15 protein-coding genes are annotated in these 19,427 nt (G+C 72.7%); 6 read left to right on the forward strand and 9 right to left on the reverse strand.

Annotated elements, in window-relative coordinates; genetic code table 11:
- Positions 1–117: 117 nt before the first annotated feature.
- Positions 118–1,680 carry a carboxylesterase/lipase family protein gene (locus ACWDUZ_RS25675; protein ID WP_451634162.1) on the forward strand — a complete coding sequence of 521 codons (1,563 nt, stop codon included), beginning with the start codon at positions 118–120 and terminating at the stop codon, positions 1,678–1,680.
- A gap of 121 nt (positions 1,681–1,801) precedes the next feature.
- Here ACWDUZ_RS25675 and mmuM read toward each other — a convergent pair whose 3' ends face one another.
- A complete protein-coding gene (mmuM, locus tag ACWDUZ_RS25680; protein ID WP_451634163.1) occupies positions 1,802–2,734 on the reverse strand; it encodes a homocysteine S-methyltransferase in 933 nt (310 codons plus the stop codon).
- Positions 2,735–2,879: 145 nt separating this feature from the next.
- On the opposite strand from mmuM, the gene ACWDUZ_RS25685 reads away from it, so the two are divergent.
- Both ACWDUZ_RS25685 and ACWDUZ_RS25690 read left to right on the forward strand, forming a co-directional pair.
- Positions 2,880–3,251 (forward strand): VOC family protein, encoded by a 372-nt coding sequence (locus ACWDUZ_RS25685; RefSeq protein WP_451634164.1) that lies wholly within the window; start codon positions 2,880–2,882, stop codon positions 3,249–3,251.
- Between the two features lie 100 nt (positions 3,252–3,351).
- Positions 3,352–3,810 carry a hypothetical protein gene (locus ACWDUZ_RS25690; RefSeq protein ID WP_451634165.1) on the forward strand — a complete coding sequence of 153 codons (459 nt, stop codon included), beginning with the start codon at positions 3,352–3,354 and terminating at the stop codon, positions 3,808–3,810.
- Here the strand turns inward: ACWDUZ_RS25690 and ACWDUZ_RS25695 are convergent.
- The 8 genes from ACWDUZ_RS25695 to ACWDUZ_RS25730 all read right to left on the reverse strand — a co-directional run bounded on the left by ACWDUZ_RS25695 (position 3,780) and on the right by ACWDUZ_RS25730 (position 14,207).
- Positions 3,780–4,598, reverse strand: coding sequence for an alpha/beta fold hydrolase (locus ACWDUZ_RS25695; RefSeq protein ID WP_451634166.1), 819 nt, complete (start codon positions 4,596–4,598; stop codon positions 3,780–3,782). The genes ACWDUZ_RS25690 and ACWDUZ_RS25695 overlap by 31 nt on opposite strands.
- A 4-nt stretch (positions 4,599–4,602) precedes the next feature.
- Complete coding sequence (locus ACWDUZ_RS25700; protein WP_451634167.1) at positions 4,603–5,178, reverse strand: TetR/AcrR family transcriptional regulator; 576 nt, start codon at positions 5,176–5,178, stop codon at positions 4,603–4,605.
- A 95-nt stretch (positions 5,179–5,273) separates the two neighbouring features.
- Positions 5,274–8,171, reverse strand: coding sequence for a glycoside hydrolase family 2 TIM barrel-domain containing protein (locus ACWDUZ_RS25705; protein WP_451634168.1), 2,898 nt, complete (start codon positions 8,169–8,171; stop codon positions 5,274–5,276).
- 12 nt (positions 8,172–8,183) lie between these two features.
- Positions 8,184–9,059 carry a carbohydrate ABC transporter permease gene (locus tag ACWDUZ_RS25710; RefSeq protein WP_451634169.1) on the reverse strand — a complete coding sequence of 292 codons (876 nt, stop codon included), beginning with the start codon at positions 9,057–9,059 and terminating at the stop codon, positions 8,184–8,186.
- A complete protein-coding gene (locus tag ACWDUZ_RS25715) occupies positions 9,056–10,021 on the reverse strand; it encodes a carbohydrate ABC transporter permease (RefSeq protein WP_451634170.1) in 966 nt (321 codons plus the stop codon). The genes ACWDUZ_RS25710 and ACWDUZ_RS25715 overlap by 4 nt, the downstream gene beginning before the upstream one ends.
- A gap of 20 nt (positions 10,022–10,041) precedes the next feature.
- Positions 10,042–11,304 carry an ABC transporter substrate-binding protein gene (locus tag ACWDUZ_RS25720; protein WP_451634171.1) on the reverse strand — a complete coding sequence of 421 codons (1,263 nt, stop codon included), beginning with the start codon at positions 11,302–11,304 and terminating at the stop codon, positions 10,042–10,044.
- 296 nt (positions 11,305–11,600) lie between these two features.
- On the reverse strand, positions 11,601–12,863 hold the full coding sequence (locus ACWDUZ_RS25725) for an ROK family transcriptional regulator (RefSeq protein WP_451634172.1): 1,263 nt from the start codon (positions 12,861–12,863) through the stop codon (positions 11,601–11,603).
- A gap of 96 nt (positions 12,864–12,959) precedes the next feature.
- Positions 12,960–14,207: an FAD-binding protein gene (locus tag ACWDUZ_RS25730; protein ID WP_451634173.1), complete on the reverse strand. Its 1,248-nt coding sequence runs from the start codon at positions 14,205–14,207 to the stop codon at positions 12,960–12,962.
- 282 nt (positions 14,208–14,489) lie between these two features.
- Between ACWDUZ_RS25730 and ACWDUZ_RS25735 the strand changes: the two genes are divergently transcribed.
- From ACWDUZ_RS25735 to ACWDUZ_RS25745, 3 genes are all read left to right on the forward strand, one after another.
- Positions 14,490–15,857, forward strand: a complete 1,368-nt coding sequence (locus ACWDUZ_RS25735) for a radical SAM protein (RefSeq protein WP_451634174.1) — start codon at positions 14,490–14,492, stop codon at positions 15,855–15,857.
- A 283-nt stretch (positions 15,858–16,140) separates the two neighbouring features.
- Positions 16,141–17,670, forward strand: coding sequence for a cellulose binding domain-containing protein (locus ACWDUZ_RS25740; protein WP_451634175.1), 1,530 nt, complete (start codon positions 16,141–16,143; stop codon positions 17,668–17,670).
- Between the two features lie 195 nt (positions 17,671–17,865).
- Complete coding sequence (locus ACWDUZ_RS25745; RefSeq protein WP_451634176.1) at positions 17,866–19,425, forward strand: Re/Si-specific NAD(P)(+) transhydrogenase subunit alpha; 1,560 nt, start codon at positions 17,866–17,868, stop codon at positions 19,423–19,425.
- Positions 19,426–19,427: the final 2 nt, after the last annotated feature.

Below are 19,427 nucleotides of genomic sequence, written 5' to 3' on the forward strand. Positions count from 1 at the left end.
CCGAGCGTGCGCCGTACGGGCCCCTCTCCGCCTTTCGCGCCGGAATACGCGACGCCGTCGTGGTGCTCTGGTGTTACCGGTGCTGGTGCACGAACGCGGCGAAGGGCTGGTGGGCACATGACGGCAGACCAGACGGATCCCGTGGTGACAACGCCGTACGGCGCGGTACGCGGCAGACACGAGCACGGGGTGGCCGTGTTCCGGGGGATCCCCTACGCGGCGGCGCCGTTCGGGCCCCGCCGGTTCCGGCCGCCGGTGCCGCCCGAGCCGTGGGAAGGGGTCCGGGACGCGGGCTCCTTCGGCCCGACCGCGCCCAAACCGCCGTACTCCGAGGCCTTCGCCCAGTATCTGTCCGACCCGTCCGTGCCCGGCGACGACTGCCTGAACCTGAACGTGTGGACGCCCGAGCCGGGCCCGGGCGCGCGGCTGCCCGTCCTGCTCTGGCTGCACGGCGGGGCGCTGACCCGGGGCTCGTCAGCCGTGCCCGTGTACGCCGGGCACTCCTTCGCCCGTGACGGGGTCGTCCTGGTCTCCGCCAACTACCGACTGGGGGTGGAGGGCTACGGACTGTTCCCGGACGCGCCCGCCAACCCCGGCCTGCGCGACCAGCTCGCCACGCTGCGCTGGGTGCACGACACGATCGACGCCTTCGGCGGCGACCCCGACCGGATCACCCTGTGCGGCCAGTCGGCCGGCGCCATCAGCGTCGGCGCCCTGATCGCCGCGCCGCAGGCCCAGGGCCTGTTCCGGCGCGCCGTCCTGCAGAGCGGGCCCCCGGAGGTCTCCGACCGGGACAAGGTGAGACGGATGGTGCGCCGCATGGCGACCCGGCTGAAGGTGCCCGCCACCGCCGAGGCCTTCGCCGCCGTGGAGCGCGACCTGCTGCTGCGCACCCAGGCCGAGGTCGGCCGGCTCAGCAGCCCGGTCCTCGGCGGACCCGCCTTCGGCATCGTCGTCGACGGCGACCTCGTGCCCCGCGATCCGCTGGAGGCACTGATCGCCGGGGAGGCGGCACGCGGCGCGGACCTGCTCATGGGCTGGACCCGCGACGAGTACCTGCTGTGGCTGGTGCCCGGTGGCCTGCTGGAGCGCGTCGACCGGCTCGGGCCGGTCGCGCTGGCCGGCGCGATGGCCCGCTGCCACTGCGGACACGAGGTGGTGCGCGGCTACCGGGCGCTGCGGCCCCGGGCGGGCGCCGCCGAGATCGTCGGCCAGATGGTCACCGACCACCTGCTGCGTCGCCCGCTGCACCGCCTGGCGGACGCCCGCCCCGGCTCCGCGTACGTCTACGAGTTCGCCTGGCCGTCCCTGCGGCCCGACCTGGGCGCCTGCCACGCCCTGGAACTCGGCTTCGTCTTCGACACCGGGGAGGTGCCGGAGTCCCGCAGGCTGGCGGGTGAGGGCGCTCCGCAGGAGCTGGCCGACACCATGCACGCGGCCTGGGTGCGTTTCGCCACCGACGGCGATCCCGGCTGGGCGGCCTGGGACGCGGCCCACCCGGTGCATGTCTTCGGCGACGGCCCCCCGCACACCTTGTACGGCCCGCGCGACGCGGAACTCGCCCTGTGGACGGCCGACACCACGCCCCGCCCCACGCAGGACGCCTCCCCGGCCCGCGCCGCGGAACTGCGCGCGGTCATCCGGCGCCTGCGCCGCCCCGGCGACCTCCGCGGCACCTGACCGCCTGAGCGCCTGACCGCAGAAGCACTGCCTGACCGTGCAGGCACCGCCTGCCCGCGGACCGCGGGAGGCACCGCCTCACCGCGAAAGCCGGCACCGCGCGGCACTCCGTCAGGGGCGCTCATCTCGCCGTCAGGGTCCGTGCCACGTCCGCGATGGCCGCCGGGCCCACCCGGCAGCAGCCGCCGATCAAGCGGGCGCCGTGGGCCTGCCAGCGTGCGACCAGGTCGGGCGTGAAGGTGGAGCGGCCGGTCCAGGACCCGGCGTCGGCGTCCCAGGTCTCGCCGCTGTTGGGGTAGACGACGACGGGCTTGCCGGTCACCCGGGCGGCCGTCGTCACCGCGGCGTCCGCGTCCTCGGGCGCGCAGCAGTTCACCCCCACCGCCATCACTTCCGCCGCGTCGGCGGCGAGAGCGAACGCCTCCTGAAGAGGCTGCCCGGCGCGGGTGCGCGGGCCGTCGACCGTGTAGGACAGCCACGCCGGTACGCCGAGCCCGCGCACGGCCCGCAGCAGGGCCTGCGCCTCGACGGTGTCCGGGACCGTCTCCAGGGCCAGCACGTCGGGCCCGGCCGCGGCCAGCACCTCCAGGCGGGGCCGGTGGAAGCGCTCCAGCTCCCGCACGGTGAGCCCGTAGCGGCCCCGGTACTCCGAGCCGTCGGCGAGCATCGCACCGTAGGGCCCCGCCGACGCGGCCACCCACAGCGGTCGTACGACACCCTTCTCGCGCGCCCGCCGCACCGCGGCCCGGGCCGGCTCCACGCTCGACGCGATGAGCCCGGCGGCCCGCTCCCGCCCGATCCCGCGCCGTGCGAACCCCTCGAACGTCGCCTGGTAGCTCGCGGTGATCGCCACGTCCGCGCCCGCCTCGAAGTAGGCGAGATGGGCCTCGGTGATCGCCTCCGGGCACTCGGCCAGCAGCCGGGCCGACCACAGCTCGTCGCCCAGGTCGTGGCCGGCGGCCTGAAGCTGGTTGGACATCCCGCCGTCGAGCACCACCGTCCCGGCGGCGAGGGCTTCGGCGAGGCTGGGGGAAGGGGTGCCGTTCGTGCGCATACGACGACGCTAGCGCCGCGACGGACAACGTTCGCCCCGCCGGACGCAGCGCACACAGTCGGTGGCCCGACGACCTGTGAAGGCCCGGGTTCGGAGCGCGGAAATCGCCGCTCGTCGGCGTGGACATGCCTGACAGGATGCCCGCATGACTCCAGCCATCCGTCACACGACGATCGACTGCGCCGACGCCTCTGCCCTGGGCGGGTTCTGGTCACAGGTCCTGGGCCTGCCCGTGCACGACGACGACAAGCCGGGTGACGAGGAGGCGCTGATCGAGGGCGCAGAGCTGCTCTTCGTCACCGTGCCGGAGGCCAGGACGGCGAAGAACCGTGTCCACCTCGACCTCCAGCCGCAGGACCGCACCCGCGACGAGGAGGTCGAGCGGCTGCTCGCCCTCGGCGCCACGCTGGTCGACGACCGCCGCGACCGGGACGGCACCGGCTGGGCGGTCCTCGCGGACCCGGAGGGCAACGAGTTCTGCGTGGAGCGCGGCGCCGCGGAACGGGCGGCCGGGTGAGCCACCGAGCGGCGGGACGAGGGAGGAACTGCCAAAGCGCGAGGCGCGCCCCCGGACGCTTCGGCCCGCACCGAAGCGTCCGGCCTCTAGCGTGAGCCGCATGAGCCGTACCACCCACGACACGCCCGCCGCCTCCGTGACCGCCATGGTCGACCACGTACTCGCCCTGGCCGCCACCTGGACCGCCTGGGACGGCACACCCGCCCCCGTCGACGACCGCGTCTACACCCCGCACAAGGCCATCCGCCGCGTCGCCGACCACCTGATCGACCACCTGGCGGAGCTGGAGGCACGGCTGGCCGGTGAGGAGCCGCGCCCGGACCACTGGCACGCCTCGGCGATCACGACCGAGGCCGACCGGGCCCCCTTCACCGAAGAGGACCTCGACGAGGCCCGCAGCCGCCTCACCCGGCTGGCCCGGATCTGGGCGAACCGCCTCGACGCGCTCACCGCGGAGCAGCTCGACCACTCGCCGGGCGAGGGCTGGAGCTTTCGCGAACTCGCCCGCCACCTCGCCGGGTCCACGTACTACGCCGACGCCCTCGGCGACCTGTCCTGACCGTTCCCACCGGAGGTGAGGACGTCCGCGAGCCGGTCGGCGAACGCCTCCGGCTGCTCGACGGCCCCGATGTGCCCGCCCGGGAACTCGGCGAAGCCGGCGCCGTACCGCTCGGCGAGGAGCGCGGCCGTCCGGTGGAGCAGCTGTCCGCGGGAGCCGATGCCGGCGGCGAGGGTGAGGGGCACGGCAGGGGGGTCCGCGGGCGGCGCGTACGAGGTGAACGGGCCCAGCACATGGGCCAGGAACAGGGCCATCGGCGAGGACAGCTCCTCCTCGCGGGTCAACGGCCGGCCCTCGGGAGTGCCGTCCGCCACGGTCCGCTCCGCCAGCACCGCGGCCATCCGCGCGCCGGCGGCTCGCGGCCCCGCCGCGCGATAGGTGTCGTACACCTCCCGGAAGCTCTCCCGCCGGCGTGCCCCGTCCGGCAGCACCGCCACGCACGGAGGCTCGTGGGCGACGACGTGCCGCAGCCGCCCGGGATGCCGGGCCTGGAGATCCAGGGCGGCGACGCCGCCGGAGCTGGTGCCGAGGACGTACGCCGGCTCGCCCTCGGGGAGCACCGCGTCGAGCACCCGGTTCGCCCCGTCGCTCCACTCCTCGACCCGCTGGTCGGCGACGGGCAGCCCGAGCCGGCCGTGGGCCAGGCCGAGCGGGTCGTAGGTGACGACGGTGAACCGGCGGGCCAGCCGCAGCGTCATCGGCTCCAGCCCCATGGGGTGCCCTGCCCCGCCGGGGAGGAGCAGCAGCACGGGCCCCGTGCCGCACACGTCGTAGTGCAGGTCGCTCATGTCGTCAGCGTTTCTCTCGGGGCCAGTGGGTGAGTGCCAGGTGCAGGGCCTCGACGGCCTTGTCCCAGGACGCGTCCACGTCCCGGGGCGCGCCGAAGCCGCCGGTGGCCTCCAGGGCGCAGTAGCCGTGGAAGGTGCTGCGCAACAGGCGGACGGCGTCGGTGAGGTCGGGCTCGGCCAGGCCGTAGGCGCGCAGCATGCCGTAGGTGATGTCGGCGGTGCGGCGCATTTCGGGGGAGTCGCCGGCGAGGGACCCGTCGATCCGGATCTGGGTGGCCGCGTACCGGCCGGGATGGCGGTGGGCGTACTCCCGGTAGGCGCCGGCGAACGCGGCCAGCGCGTCCTTCCCGGCCCGGCCCGCCACGGCGGCGGCGATCCGGTCGATCATCTCGCCGCCGGCGAACAGGGCGAGCCGGGTGCGCAGTTCCTTCAGGTTCCTGACGTGCGAGTAGAGACTGGCGTCCTTCACCCCGAAACCGCGCGCCAGCGCGGACAGGGTGACGTTCTCGAACCCCACCTCGTCGGCCATGTCGGCGGCGGCCGCGACCAGCCGCTCGACACTGACACCGGCTCGGCCCACGGGCGCCTCCTCCTGCTGCCTAGAGATCCTAGGCTGCAGCCTAGTGTATCTCGTTCGGCAGCAGGAGGCGGTACCCCGCGGCGGGTGGGGGACCGTCAGCCCGTCGCGGAGAAGACGTACGAGAACTCCGCGGGCTTCGCCCACAGGACGTACCGCGGCAGGGGGCCCGGGCCGCAGGACTGCGAGCCGATGCCGTGCTGGGCGTGGTCGAGGTTGACCCACACCCCCGCGGCGGAGCCGCTGTCGGATGCGGTGCCGGGGGTGAGGTCGGTGAGGTGGCGGGCCGCGTCCAGGTGTTCGGTGGTCCAGCGGCGGGCCGTCAGCCAGAACTCGGGGTCGCCCTCGATCCGCAGGCCGCCGAGCCGGGCCCAGCGGACGTCCGCCCGGGCACCGTTCTCCTGCGGGCGGACGTATGGCGTCTGGAGCTCGTCGACCGTGGCGGCCCAGCGGGCGACCAGGGACGCCGACCGGGTGTCCGGATACGCCTCGCCGGGACCGCCGCCGTACCACCGCACCTCGTCGGCGGCGGACAGCCCGAACCGGATGCCGAGCCGGGGCAGCGGCACGGTCCAGTCGCCCTCGGGTGTCACCGAGACGGTCAGCCGCAGCCTCTCGCCGTCCGACGTCCAGCGGTACACCGTCGCCAGGCCCAGCTCCCGAGCGGCGGGAGCCACCCGGGTGCGTACCGTCAGCGCGTCCTGGCCCGCCTCCACCGCGTCCAGGCGGTGCCGCATGCGGTGCAGGCCGAGCCGCCGCCACAGCGGGCCGTAGCGGACGCCGGTCTGCCACTCGGCGCCCTCGTCGTTATCGGTGGGGGCCCGCCACACGTCCAGCCGCAGCCCGGTGACCTCCACCTCGCCGACGCGCCGCAACGCACCCGTTCGCGCGTCGAAGACCGCCGGGCCGAGGGTGATCAGGTCGCCGGCGGGCCGGCGTACCGGGCGCTCGGTGGCCCGCATCGTCGGCGGGGTCCGCGGGGCCACGGCCGCCTGGCCCCATGCCACCACGTGCCCCTTCGGCGCCCACGCGGTGTCCGAGGCCAGCAGCGCCCGGACCGTCCAGTGCGTCTCGCCGTCCGGATCCCCGGGCGGTTCCGGCAGCTTCACGTCGGCCGACCCGCCCGGCGCGAGCACCGGCACGGACAGGGCGCCGGCCGCCACGGTCTCGCCCTCCACCTGGTACGACCACTCGAAGGCGAGCGCAGACAGGTCGGCGAAGTCCTGGAGGTTGGTCACGCGCACGGTGGAGCCGGATCCCTCGCCCCCGTCCTCGATCCGGACCGGCTCGATGACCTTCTTGAACTCGATCAGGCCGGGAGAGGGGCTGCGGTCGGGGAACAGCAGGCCGTCGCAGACGAAGTTGCCGTCGTGCAGTTCCTCGCCGAAGTCGCCGCCGTAGGCGTAGCCGTGGCGGCCGTCCTCGATGCCGTGGTCGATCCACTCCCAGACGAAGCCGCCCTGGAGGCGCTCGTACCGCTCGAACAGCCGCTGGTAGTCGGCGAGTCCGCCGGGGCCGTTGCCCATGGCATGGCCGTACTCGCAGAGGATGAAGGGGAGTTCGCGGCGCCGGTGCGTGCCGCCGTCCAGGCCCTCGCCGATCCGCTCGACCTCCTCGTGAAAGGCGTACATCCGCGAGTACACGTCCGTGTCGCGGCAGTCGCGGTCGCCCTCGTAGTGCAGCGGCCGGGAGGGGTCCCGGTCGTGGATCCACTCGGCCATGGCGGTCAGGCCGCGGCCGGTGCCGGCCTCGTTGCCCAGGGACCACATGACGACCGAGGGGTGGTTCTTGTCGCGTTCGACCATGCGGGCGGCGCGGTCGAGCAGTGCCGGGGTCCAGCGGTCGTCGTCCACCGGGTTGTCCCGCCAGTCCTGTTCGACGAAGCCGTGGGTCTCCAGGTCGCACTCGTCGATCACCCACAGTCCGTACTCGTCGCACAGGTCCAGGAAGGCGGGGTGCGGCGGGTAGTGGGAGGTGCGGACGGCGTTGATGTTGTGCCGCTTCATCAGCAGCACGTCCTCGCGCATGGTGTCCAGGTCCAGTGCGCGGCCCTTCGCCGGGTGCCACTCGTGCCGGTTGACGCCCTTGAAGAGCACCGGGCGGCCGTTGACCTTGATCAGGCCGTCCGACAGCTCCACGGTGCGGAAGCCGATCCGCAGCGGTACCCGCTCGCCCCCCGTGGCCAGCTCGCCGTCGTAGAGCACCGGCGTCTCGGCGGTCCACGGGCGGACGGGCACGGTCGCCGGCTCGCCCGTCGCGACATCGATGTCGAGGGCCGGCACGGTCACCCGCCCGGCAACGTCCGAGTCGACACTCAGCGTGCCCTCGCCCGTCGCGTGGTCGTAGGAGGCGTGCACGAAGAAGTCCTGGACGCAGGCCGCCGGGCGGTGCAGCAGGGTGACGTCCCGGAAGACGCCCGGCAGCCACCACTGGTCCTGGTCCTCCAGGTAGGAGCCCGCCGACCACTGGTGGACGCGCACCGCGAGCACGTTGCCGGCCGGCCTCAGCAACTGCCCGACCGCGAACTCGTGCGGCAGCCGCGAGCCCTTGAACTCACCCAGGGGCGCGCCGTTGAGCCAGACCCGGGCACAGGACTCGACGCCGTCGAAGCGCAGCGTCGCGCCCCCCTCCGCGGGCCAGTCCGCGGGCAGGTCGAAGAGGCGCAGGTGGTCGCCGGTCGGGTTCTCGGTGGGGACGTGGGGCGGGTCGACGGGGAAGGGGTAGAGGTGGTTGGTGTAGACGGGCGAGCCGTGCCCCTGGAGGACCCAGTGGCCGGGGACCGTGATCTCCGCCCAGTCCCCGGCGTCGTATCCGGGCTCGGCGAAGGAGTCGTCCTCGGCATCGGCCGTCCGGGACAGCCGGAACCGCCAACGTCCGTTCAAGGACAGTGACATGGCGTCCGAGGACGCGTAGCGGGCGCGGGGCGGCAGCACCCCGGAACCCGGCGAGACGTCCTCGATGTGGGCGGTGACGGTGGGACGACTGCGGAAAGACATCGGACTCCTAGCTCAGCCCTTGATACCGGTCTGCGCGATCCCCTGCACCAGCCAGCGCTGGAGGAAGAGGAAGACGAACAGCAGGGGCAGGATGGAAACGGCGGTGGCCATGAAGATCAGGTGGTAGTTCACCGTCTGGTTGGTCATGTACGAGGACAGTGCGACCTGGACGGTCCAGGCGCCGGGGTCCTGGCCGATGACCAGTGGCCACAGGAACGAGTTCCAGCCGTTGATGAAGGTGATGGTGGCGATGGCCGCGAAGAAGTTCAGGGAGTTCGGGACGACGACGCGCCAGTAGGCACCCCAGTAGCCCAGCCCGTCCACCCGTGCCGCCTCCTCGAGTTCCCTGGGGAACCCGAGGAAGTACTGACGGAACAGGAAGCACGTGAAGCCGGTGAACAGGCCCGGGATGATCAGGCCCCGGTAGCTGTCCACCCAGCCGAGCGACGACACCAGCACGAAGCTGGGCACGAAGGTGACGGCGGTCGGGACCATCAGGGTGAACAGGACGCCGTAGAAGACCTTGCCGGCGTGCCGGTAGGGGATGCGGGCCAGGCCGTAGCCGGCCGACGAGCAGACGAAGAGGGTGCCCGCCGTGTGCAGGACGGCCACGATCAGTGAGTTCACCATCGACCGGCCGAAGTCGACCGTCATGTCGCGGAACGGCTCGGTGACGTTGCCCCACTGGATGGGGGTGGGGAAGAAGGTCCAGTTCTCGCCCGTGATCTCGGGATCGGTGGAGAGGGCGTTGCGGATCAGGATGTAGAAGGGGACGAGGAACAGCACGGCGGCGACGGCGGTGGCCAGGTAGAGGCCGAAGGAGCTCATCACCTCGCCGCCGCGCCTCGGGCGATGGGACCGGCGGGCCTCGGGTGCGGTCGTGGTCACTTGGACTCCTCACCTCGTCCGAAACCCATGATCCGGCCCTGGAACAGGGTGACGACGCAGATCAGCAGCGTAAGGATCACCGCGCCGGCGCTGCCCTTGCCGTAGTTCTGGTCCTGTCCGAGGGCGGTGTAGTAGAGCTCGACGAGGGGCGGACGTCCCCATGTCGTCTTGGACAGCAGATTGAAGAACTCGTCGAAGGCCTGGTAGGCGGCCACGATCAGCAACAGGATCACGGCCGTGGAGGTGGCGCGCAGCTGCGGCAGTGTGATGTACCAAAACGTCTGCCGGCCACGCGCCGCGCCGTCGATGGCGGCCGCCTCGTACAGCTCCCGCGGGATGTTCTGCAGCGCGGCCAGGAAGAGGATCATGTAGAAGCCGGACTGGAGCCACAGCCGGGCGGTGACGATGACCAGCCAGTACCAGGGCGGGCTGGGGTCGGCGAGCCAGGCGGTGTCGTCCACACCGAACACACCGAGGACGGTGTTCGCCAGGCCGAAGCGCACCCCGTTGAAGATCGACATCTTCCAGATGAGCGAGGCGGCGACGTAACTGCACGCCGTCGGAAGGAAGAACACCGACCGGAAGAACGCCCGCATGACCCTCAGCCGGTCCACCAGCAGCGCCAGGCCCAGGGAGAGCGCCCACGTCGTGGGCACGATGAAGAGGGCGAAGACGGTGAAGGTGAGGAGGGAGCCGGTGAAGTTGCCGTCCGTCAGGATCTCCCGGTAGTTGCCCAGGCCGATGAAGTCGCTGGGCGTGACCGTGAACCGGGCCTCGAAGAAGCTGAGGTAGACGCTCCAGCCGATGGGAACGTAGACGAAGACCATCAGCCCGATGAGGAACGGGCCGGTGAAGAGCCAGAAGTTGAAGGTGCTGCTGCCCCGCAGCCCCCGCCGCGGCCTGGCCGGGGCGGCCTCGGCCGGGGCGGGGTCCGCCAGGTCGCGCGTCGTGGTCGTCGACATGTCGTGATCCGTCCGCCGGTCTATCCGAAGAGCTTCTTCAGCTCGGCGTTCACCGTCTTGTCGCACCTGTCGAGAGCGGCCTGAGGATCACCGTCCTTGCGGACGCAGTCGGCGAAGACGTTCTCCGTCGCGGTGATCATGGCCTGGGTCCAGCCGATCCGGTCGAAGTGGCCGCACTCCTCGAACAGCTGCACGCCCTCCGCCGGCAGGCCCGACTTCAGCTTGGTGGCGGACTGGGCGATGGAGGTGCGCGGCGGGATGTGGAAGCCGTAGGACAGGGCCCAGTCCTCCTGGTACTTCTTCTGGTCGATCCACAGCCACTTCACGTACTCCTTGGCCGCGTCGACGTCTCTGCTCTTGGCGTTGACGAAGACCGACCAGCCGCCGTTGTAGACGGAGGGCCTGCCGCCGGCGCCGACCTTCGGGAAGGGCATGATGCCGAGGTCGTCGCCGAGGGTCTGCTGGAACTGCGGCATGGCCCACATGCCGCAGAACTGGATGGCGCACAGGCCCTGGTTGAGCGCGGACGGGTCCCAGTAGTCGGCCGGGGCGTCCAGCAGCAGGTCGCCGCTGGTGAAGAGCTTGCGCAGGTTCTTCAGGCCCTCGACGACGCCGTCCGTGTGGTAGGCGATCTTGTTGTCGTCGGTGAGGGTGTCGGTGCCGGCCGAGTAGAACAGCGGCTGGATGACGGCGTGCAGGTCGTTGCCGAGGAAGACGCCCTTGACCTTGTCGGTGGTGAGCGCGGCCGCGGCCTCGACCAGCTCGTCCAAGGTGGTGGGCGGCTCGATGTGCGCCTTCTCCAGCAGCGACTTGCGGTAGAAGAAGAACTGCGGGTCGTCGATCATACGGATGCCGTAGATCTTGCCGTCCACCGTGTGCGAGGCGATGTCCGCCTGGTTGAAGTCGTCCTTGACCGGCTCGATGAGGTCGGTCAGGTCGGCCACCTGCCCGCTCTTGACGAGCTGGTACTGCGGGTGGAACTCGAACACGTCCGGCGCGTTCTTCGTGAGCAGGCTCGCGAAGAGCTTGCTCTCGAAGTTCGACCCGGTTATCCACTGCGTGGACACCTTCGCGCCCTTGTACGCGGCGGCGTACCGCTTGATCGCCTGCTCGGTGCCCGCCTCGCCGTAGGCGTGGAACATCTGGGTGAGGTTCTCGCCCGACCCGCCGCCCGAGCCCCGGCCGTTGTTGCTGCCGCAGGCGGCGAGCGTGCCGGCGGCGGCCAGGCCCGCGGCGGCCCGGAGGATCGATCGACGGTCCCAGTTGCTGCTCGATGCAGGCATGCTGACGTCCTTGTCTCGATAGCGGCTGCGGTGTGGCGGGACGTTATTCTTCGACTAAGGCTTCGGCAAGGGGTTGGACGAAGTCGGTTCGAAGCGTTGCGGACGGTTCGTGATACCGAACGCGCCGACGGCGTAGGCGCTTCGAGGGCCGCCGGGTCGGTGTTCCGGCGGCCCTCGGCCACGGGAGGGTGGCAGGCCCAGGTGGGGGAGGGTTGCCGCGCCCGGTCCGGGGGGAGGGGCGAGGGCAGCGGTGGCGGCCCTCGCGGGAGAGGGGTGTCGCTGCCGGGCCGTGCGCGTCAGGAGGACGGCGCGGTGCGGCTCCTGGCGGATTCGGTGGTGCGCTTGCGGTTCCGCTGTCCGACCGACCGCAACGCGGCTTCGAGCGCGAACGTGGCCGCGCCCAGGCACACGGGGTCGGTGGGGATCGGGGACAGGACGATCTCGGTGGCGGCGTAGGGCCGTTTCAGCGCGTGCTGGGCGACCGTCTCGCGCACCTCGCGCAGCAGCGGTTCGCCGAGCGTGGCCGCGACCCAGCTGCTGAGCACGACCACCTCGGGATTGAGCAGGTTCACCAGGTCGGCGATGGCCGCGCCGAGGTAACGGGCGGTGTCGCGGACGACCTTGACGGCCACCGGGTCGTCGTCGGCGACGCCCCGCGCCAGCGCGTCGATGGTGGCCGTCTGGTCCCCGGGGTGCAGCAGCGGGCTCCGCGGGCTCAGCTCGCGCAGGTTGAGCATGATGCCGGGAGCGCCGACGTACGTCTCCACGCAGCCGTGGTTGCCGCAGTGGCACAGCCGGCCGTCGAGCACCAGCGTGGTGTGGCCCCACTCGCCGGCGCTGTTGCTGACGCCCCGGTGCAGCCCGCCGCCCAGTGCCAGCCCGGCACCCACTCCGGTGCCGAGGTTGACCACCACCGCGTCCCCCCGCCCGCGCGCGGCCCCGAACCACAGCTCGGCGACCGCGCAGGCGCGCAGCGGGTTGTCCAGGTGGAGCGGGTAGGCGATGTGCTCGGCGAGCAGGTCGAGGAGCGGCACGTCGTGCCAGTCCCAGTTGGGCGCGTACTCGGCGATGCCGGTGTCGCGGTCCACCTGGCCGGGCACGCTCACGCCGACGCCCAGCACCCGGGCGCTCTCGACCCCGGCCTGCGCGACCACCGAGCCGACGGCGGCGGCGACGTGGCCGACCACCTGCTCGGGGCGGCTCTCGCCGGGCCGCATGTCCTCGTCGGCGCGGGCGAGCACGTTCAACGCCAGGTCGAACAGCTCGACCCTGACATACGTCTCCGCGACGTCCACGCCGATCAGCGCGCCGCCCGCGGAGTCGACGGCCACCAGGCCGCGCGGCCGGCCGCCCGCCGAGTCCTCGAACCCCACCTCGGTGATCATGTGCAGGTCGAGCAGCTCACCGACGAGCGTGGCGACCGTGGCGAGGCTGAGCCCGGTGGCGGCCGCCAGTTCCTGGCGGGACGTGGGCGACCGGGCGATGATCTGGCGCAGCACCTCGTAGCGGTTGGCGGTGCGAATGTCCCGTGACGTGCGCTTCACTGCGTCTGCCCCCATCCCTCGCCGAGACCGCCGCAAGGCTATGGTCTGCGGCGGCCTTTCGACAAGGGCTTACGAAAGGGGCTGTAGGAAGTCGCGGGGCGGCGTGGCGGGTCATCCTCGGCCGAGCAGGTCCCCCACGAAACCGTTGGTGAACTTCCCCGCCGGGTCCAGCTCGCGCACCAGCGCCCGGAAGTCGTCCAGACGCGGATACCGCGCGCGCAGCGCGGCGGCCGGCACGGTGAACACCTTGCCCCAGTGCGGTCGCGGGTCGAAGGGCTCCAGGGCCTCTTCCAGCCGTCGCACCGCCGGCAGCACGGTCGCCGTGTCCTCCACCCAGGTGAAGTGGAGCGCCACCGTGTCCCGGCCGTGGCTCGGGCTCAGCCACTGCTCGTCGGCAGCGACCGTGCGCACCTCGCAGGTCTGCAGGACGGGGGCGACCGTCTCCCGGATCCGGTCGACGGCGTGCAGGGCGTCCATGGCGAAGGCGCGCGGCAGCAGGTACTCCGACTGGAGCTCGGCGCCGCTGCTCGGGGTGAACTCCGCCCGGAAGTGCGGCAGTCGCTCGTGCCAGGGTCCCGGCACGCCGAACTGCTCGGTGCAGTTCTCCGCGGGCATCCCGGGCACCGGATGCAGCGCGACCTTGGCGGGCACCGCCCAGGGGAAGTCGGGCAGCGCCTGGTCGGTGCGCCGCTTGAGCCAGACCTGCCGGAAGCCCGGATCCCGCCAGTCGGTGAACAGGCTGACGCTGTACGCGGCACCCGCCACCGTCTCGAAGTCCAGCCCCGCCAAAGGCAGTTCGGTGAAGAGGTGCTGCTCGACCTCGTAGGTCGGCTCCAGGTCCAGGGTGAGTGCCGTGACCACGCCGAGCGCGCCGAGGGAGGTCACGGCGCCGCCGAACCGCGCGTCGCCCTTCTCGATCCGCACCGTCGAGCCGTCCGCCGTGACCAGTTCGACCTCGCGCACCGCCACCGAGAGCGGCCCGTTGGCCACCCCCGAGCCGTGGGTGCCGGTCGCCACCGAACCGGCCACCGAGATGTGCGGCAGGGACGCCATGTTGGGCAGCGCCAGCCCGTGCGCGTGCACCCGGCGGGCCAGTTCCGCGTACCGGACGCCGCCGCCGACCCGAACCGTGCGGGCCGCCGTGTCGACGTCCACCTCGGCCGGCAGCGCGTCCGTCCGGAGCAGTACGCCGCCGGCGCCCGGGTCGGCGATCGCGTTGAAGGAGTGCCCGCTGCCCAGGGCGCGCACCGCCGCGCTCCCGGCGACCACCGCCCGCAGCTCCTCGACCGAGGCCGGCCGGCGGACCTCCTCGGCGGTGTAGGCGATGTTGCCCGCCCAGTTGGTCACGGTCCCGCTCATGTCGTCGTCCCTCCCGGGGGCGTCCAGGTCTGTCGTCGGACTCCCGTCGTGCGCCCGTATGCCGAGGGAACCTACCCGACGGTCGGTGATGTCGTCTTATTTTGTCAAGCCACCATACTAATTCTCCGGCCCCCGTCCTGGCCCCCTCGCACCGCCGCGCACCCGCCCCGCCGGCCCCCGGTGCCCGCCCCGCCGACGGGCCGGAGGGGACCCGGCACGGCCGCCCCGCGGGCGGGGGCATACCGTGAGGAGTCGTACGCACGAGCCAGGAGGAGAGACCGGATGGGCAGCCGTACCGCGCTGGTCGAGGATCTGATGGAGCGCTTTCCGCATGTGCCGCGGGAGGCCGTCTTCAAGGAGGACCTGCTGCGGGGCGGGGTGGCCTTCGACCCCTCCGCGCTGAGCGACAACGAGAGCGGCGAGGTCAAGCCGAAGTCGTACTTCATCTTCTCCTTCGACCACGGCACTCTGCCGGAACTCGGCGAGGCCGCGCTCAGGCGCCCGCCGGAGGAGATCATCCTCACCGGCGGGCCGTACGACCTGCGGCGCACCGTCGTCTCCGTTCGGGTGAATCCCGCCTCGCCCTACCGGGTAGCCGCCGACGACGAGGGTCTGCTCGGCCTCTACCTCGACGGCCGCCGCATCGCCGACGTCGGGGTGCCGCCCATGCCGGAGTACTACCGGCACACCCTCGCCAACGGGAAGTCCGTCATGGAGGTGGCCCCCACCATCCAGTGGGGCTACCTGATCTACCTGACCGTCTTCCGGGTCTGCCAGTACTTCGGCGCCAAGGAGGAGTGCCAGTACTGCGACATCAACCACAACTGGCGCCAGCACAAGGCCGCCGGCCGGCCCTACACGGGCGTGAAGGACGTCGAGGAGGTCCTCGAGGCCCTCGAGATCATCGACCGCTACGACACCCAGAAGGCGTCCACCGCGTACACGCTGACCGGCGGCGCGATCACGTCCAAGGTGGCGGGCCGCGACGAGGCCGACTTCTACGGCCACTACGCCAAGGCCATCGAGGAGCGCTTCCCCGGCCGCTGGATCGGCAAGGTCGTCGCGCAGGCGCTGCCCAAGGCCGACGTGCAGCGGTTCAAGGACTACGGCGTGCAGATCTACCACCCCAACTTCGAGGTGTGGGACCGGCGCCTGTTCGAGCTGTACTGCCCCGGCAAGGAACGCTACGTCGGCCGTGACGAGTGGCACCGCCGCATCCTGGACTCCGCGGACGTCTTCGGGGCGCGCAACGTGATCCCCAACTTCGTCGCGGGCGTGGAGATGGCCGAGCCGTTCGGTTTCACCACCGTCGACGAGGCCATCGCCTCCACCACCGAGGGCCTGCGCTTCTTCATGTCGCACGGCATCACGCCCCGCTTCACCACGTGGTGCCCCGAGCCCACCACCCCGCTGGGCAAGGCCAACCCGCAGGGCGCGCCGCTGGAGTACCACATCCGGCTGCTGGAGGCCTACCGCGCCACCATGGACGACTTCGGCCTGTCCTCGCCCCCCGGCTACGGCCCGCCCGGACCCGGCCGCGCCGTCTTCTCGGTCAGCTCCTTCATGGACAGCCTGCCGGCGGACGGCACCGCGGCCGACGCCGCGGACGACGCGGCGCGCGCGAAGGAGACGGCGCCGAAGGGCGCGTAGGAAGGGGTCGGACGGCGCACCCACCGGCGCCCGGCGGCGGACGGGCGCCCGTGCGGTCTCCCGGCACCGCGAGCCGGATGCGGCGCCGACCGTCTCCCGGACGCGAGGGGCACGCCCGGGGCCGGTGGCGCGCCGTCACCGCTTCGAACACGCGGCCCGTCATCCCATACGCGGCTTGTCAGCCGTGTCCGGGACGTGCGAAGCTCGGGCCCTGCCGCGAGGCCGCGCCCCAACTCCACTGTGAACACGGTCAGTCGACCTCGCCCGTGGACGCAGGAGACCCATGCCCGAGCAGCCGAGCCCGAAGGACGCCACCGAGGCCGCGTTGTGGGCCGAGTGCTGGGACGCGGTGCTCTCCTACGCCGACCTGTGCACGGCCGGGGCCGCCGAGGCGCACGAACTGGCCACGGAGGCGTTCTCCCTCGGGCTGCGCGAGGTGCGCGCGGCCGACGCCGGCGCGTCCCGCGGCCGCCGTACGGCCCGGCTGCCCGCGATCCCGCTGATGCTGACCGCGGTACGCACCACGGCCGCCTCCTGGGAGGCCGGCGGGCTCGGCGACCGGCTCGACCCGGATCTGCGGCTGTGGCTCGGCTCCGACCGGGCCGCCCGCTATCCGGGGCCGCCGCCGCTGCGCCCCTTGGCGCTGCGCGGACTGCGGGATCTGCAGGAGGCGGACGCCGCGCTGCTGTGGCTGACCGAGGTGGAGGCGCTGCCCCTGGTCGTCGTGGCCCGTCGGCTCGGGCTCGACCCGGCGACCGTCTCCGAGGAACTGGACCAGGTCCGGGGCCTGTTCCGGGACCGCTGCCGACGCAACCACCTCGACACCCCGACGGACGGCGACTGCCGCCGCTACGCCCGGCTGCTGGACGCCGTCACCCGCTCCACGCCCGCTGGCGAGGCGCCCGAGGACCTGTCCCGGCACCTGGCCACGTGCGTGCGGTGCGCGGAGGCCGCGGCCTGTCTCCGGCCGCACGGCGGCGGGCTGCCCGCCGCCCTGGCCGGCGGTGTGATCGGCTGGGGCGGCCTCGCCTATCTGGAGCGCCGTCGCCGGGCCGCCGAGGTGCGCCTCGGGCCGCCGCGTGCCGGCACCGAGGGCGCCGAACCGCCGGAGACCGGCAGGGGCCGGGCCCGGATGGTGCGCGGCAGTCTGCTCGCGGCGGCGGTCGCGCTGTCGGCGCTGGCCCTGACCGTGTCGCTGATGCCGTTCGGCGGCTCGGTGGACGACTCCGCCGGCGGCGAGGGGGAGGGCCGCCCGGTCGTGGACGGCGCGTTCACCCTGCCCTCCGCGGACCCCTCACCGCACTCGGCCGGTGACTCGGCCGTGTCCACCGCCCCGGCGTCGCCGACCCGGCGGTCCTCCCCGAGGGCCACGGCGACCGGCTCGGGCCACGCCGACCCGGACCCGGAACCCCAGGCCACCTCGTCGTCCACCGCCGCGACCGGCTCCGGCGACCCCTCCGGCCCCTCCGGCACGCCCGACCCGTCCAGCAGCACGTCCCCGGCCTGCACCGTCCACTACGACGTGGCCGACCAGTGGAACAGCGGCTTCCACGCCCGTGTCACCGTCACCACCACCCGGGCCCTGGACACCTGGCGGACGAGCTGGACCTTCGGCGACGGCCAGCGGATCACCCAGTCGTGGGACGCCACCGTCCGCCAGGACGGTCCCCGCGTCACCGCCACCGCCGCCGACTACGACCGCACCGTCCCCGCCGGCGGCACCCTCTCCTTCGGCTTCATCGCCTCCTGGCACGACCACAACTCAGCACCGACCGACTTCACCCTCGACGGCCGCGCCTGCACCACGACGTGACGGCCCACGCCCGGCCGGGGCGCGCCGGGCAGGCGGGTACGGCCTTCTTCGACGACCTGTCCTGAAACGGGCTCGAGGTCATCGAGGGTCGGGGTAGGTATGCACCTGCGGCCCGTGCCCACCGGGGACCGGGCCGGCGAAACGCCCGACCGCGGATGCCCCGTCAGAGCCTCCCCAGAGGAGAGAACACCAGAGATGTCTTCACGTGAACCCGCGCACCAGCCACCGCAGCGCATCGGTGTCGTGACCGAGTCCGCCTCCGGGGAGACCCGTGTCGCGGCGACTCCCGCGACAGTGCGTCAGCTGCTGGGCCTCGGTTTCGAGGTCGTGGTGGAACCCGAGGCCGGTGAGGCCTCCGGCTTCGGCGACCAGGCCTACGTCGATGCCGGCGCCGAGATCGGCGAGGCCTGGACCGCGGACGTCGTCCTGAAGGTGAACGCCCCCTCCGACTCGGAGATCACCCGATTGCGACCCGGCGCCGTCCTGGTGGGTCTGCTGGCGCCCGGCGCGCGGCCCGAGCTGCTGACGGAGCTCGCCGACGCCCGCGTCAGCGCGCTGGCGCTGGACGCGGTGCCGCGCATCTCGCGCGCGCAGTCGATGGACGTGCTGTCGTCCATGGCGAACATCGCCGGATACCGGGCCGTCATCGAGGCCGCGCACGTCTTCGGCCGGTTCTTCACCGGGCAGGTCACCGCGGCGGGCAAGGTGCCGCCGGCGAAGGTGCTCGTCGCGGGCGCCGGCGTGGCCGGTCTGGCGGCGATCGGTGCGGCCTCCAGCCTCGGCGCCGTCGTGCGGGCCACCGACCCGCGGCCGGAAGTGGCCGACCAGGTCAAGTCGCTCGGCGGTGAGTACCTGCCGGTGGACGTCGCCCAGGAGACGAGCACCGACGGATACGCCAGGGCGACCTCGGCCGACTACGACCGTGCCGCCGCCGACCTGTACCACGCCCAGGCGCAGGACGTGGACATCGTGATCACCACCGCGCTGATCCCGGGCCGGCCGGCGCCCCGCCTGCTGACCTCCCGGGACGTGGCCGTCATGAAGCCGGGCAGCGTCGTCGTCGACATGGCCGCCGCCCAGGGCGGCAACGTCGAGGGCACCGTGCCGGGGCGCGCGGTGGTCACCGACAACGGCGTGACCATCATCGGCTACACCGACCTCGCCTCCCGGCTGCCCGCTCAGGCCTCGCAGCTGTTCGGCACCAACCTGGTGAACCTGCTGAAGCTGCTCACGCCGGGCAAGGACGGCCGACTGGTGATCGACTTCGAGGACGTGGTGCAGCGGGCCGTGACCGTGGTGCGGGACGGCACCGTCACCTGGCCGCCGCCGCCCGTGTCCGTGTCGGCCGCCCCCGCCGCGAAGACACCGACCGCCGAGCCGGACCCCGAGCCGTCCGGGCAACGCGGGCTGACGCCGAAGGCACGCTTCGCCCTGATCGGGCTCGGCATGCTCGCCATGTTTCTGCTGGTCGCCTTCGCCCCCGCGCAACTGGCCGGGAACTTCACGGTGTTCGCCCTGGCCGTGGTGATCGGCTACTACGTCATCGGCAAGGTGCACCACGCGCTGCACACACCGCTGATGTCGGTGACCAACGCCATCTCCGGCATCGTGGTGATCGGCGCCCTGCTGCAGATCGGGCACGAGAGAGCGATCGTCACCGTGCTGTCCTTCGTCGCGATCCTCCTGACGAGCGTCAACGTCTTCGGAGGATTCGCCGTCACCCGCCGCATGCTGTCCATGTTCTCGAAAGGCTGAGC

The sequence above is a fragment of the Streptomyces sp. NPDC003393 genome, assembly GCF_053589015.1.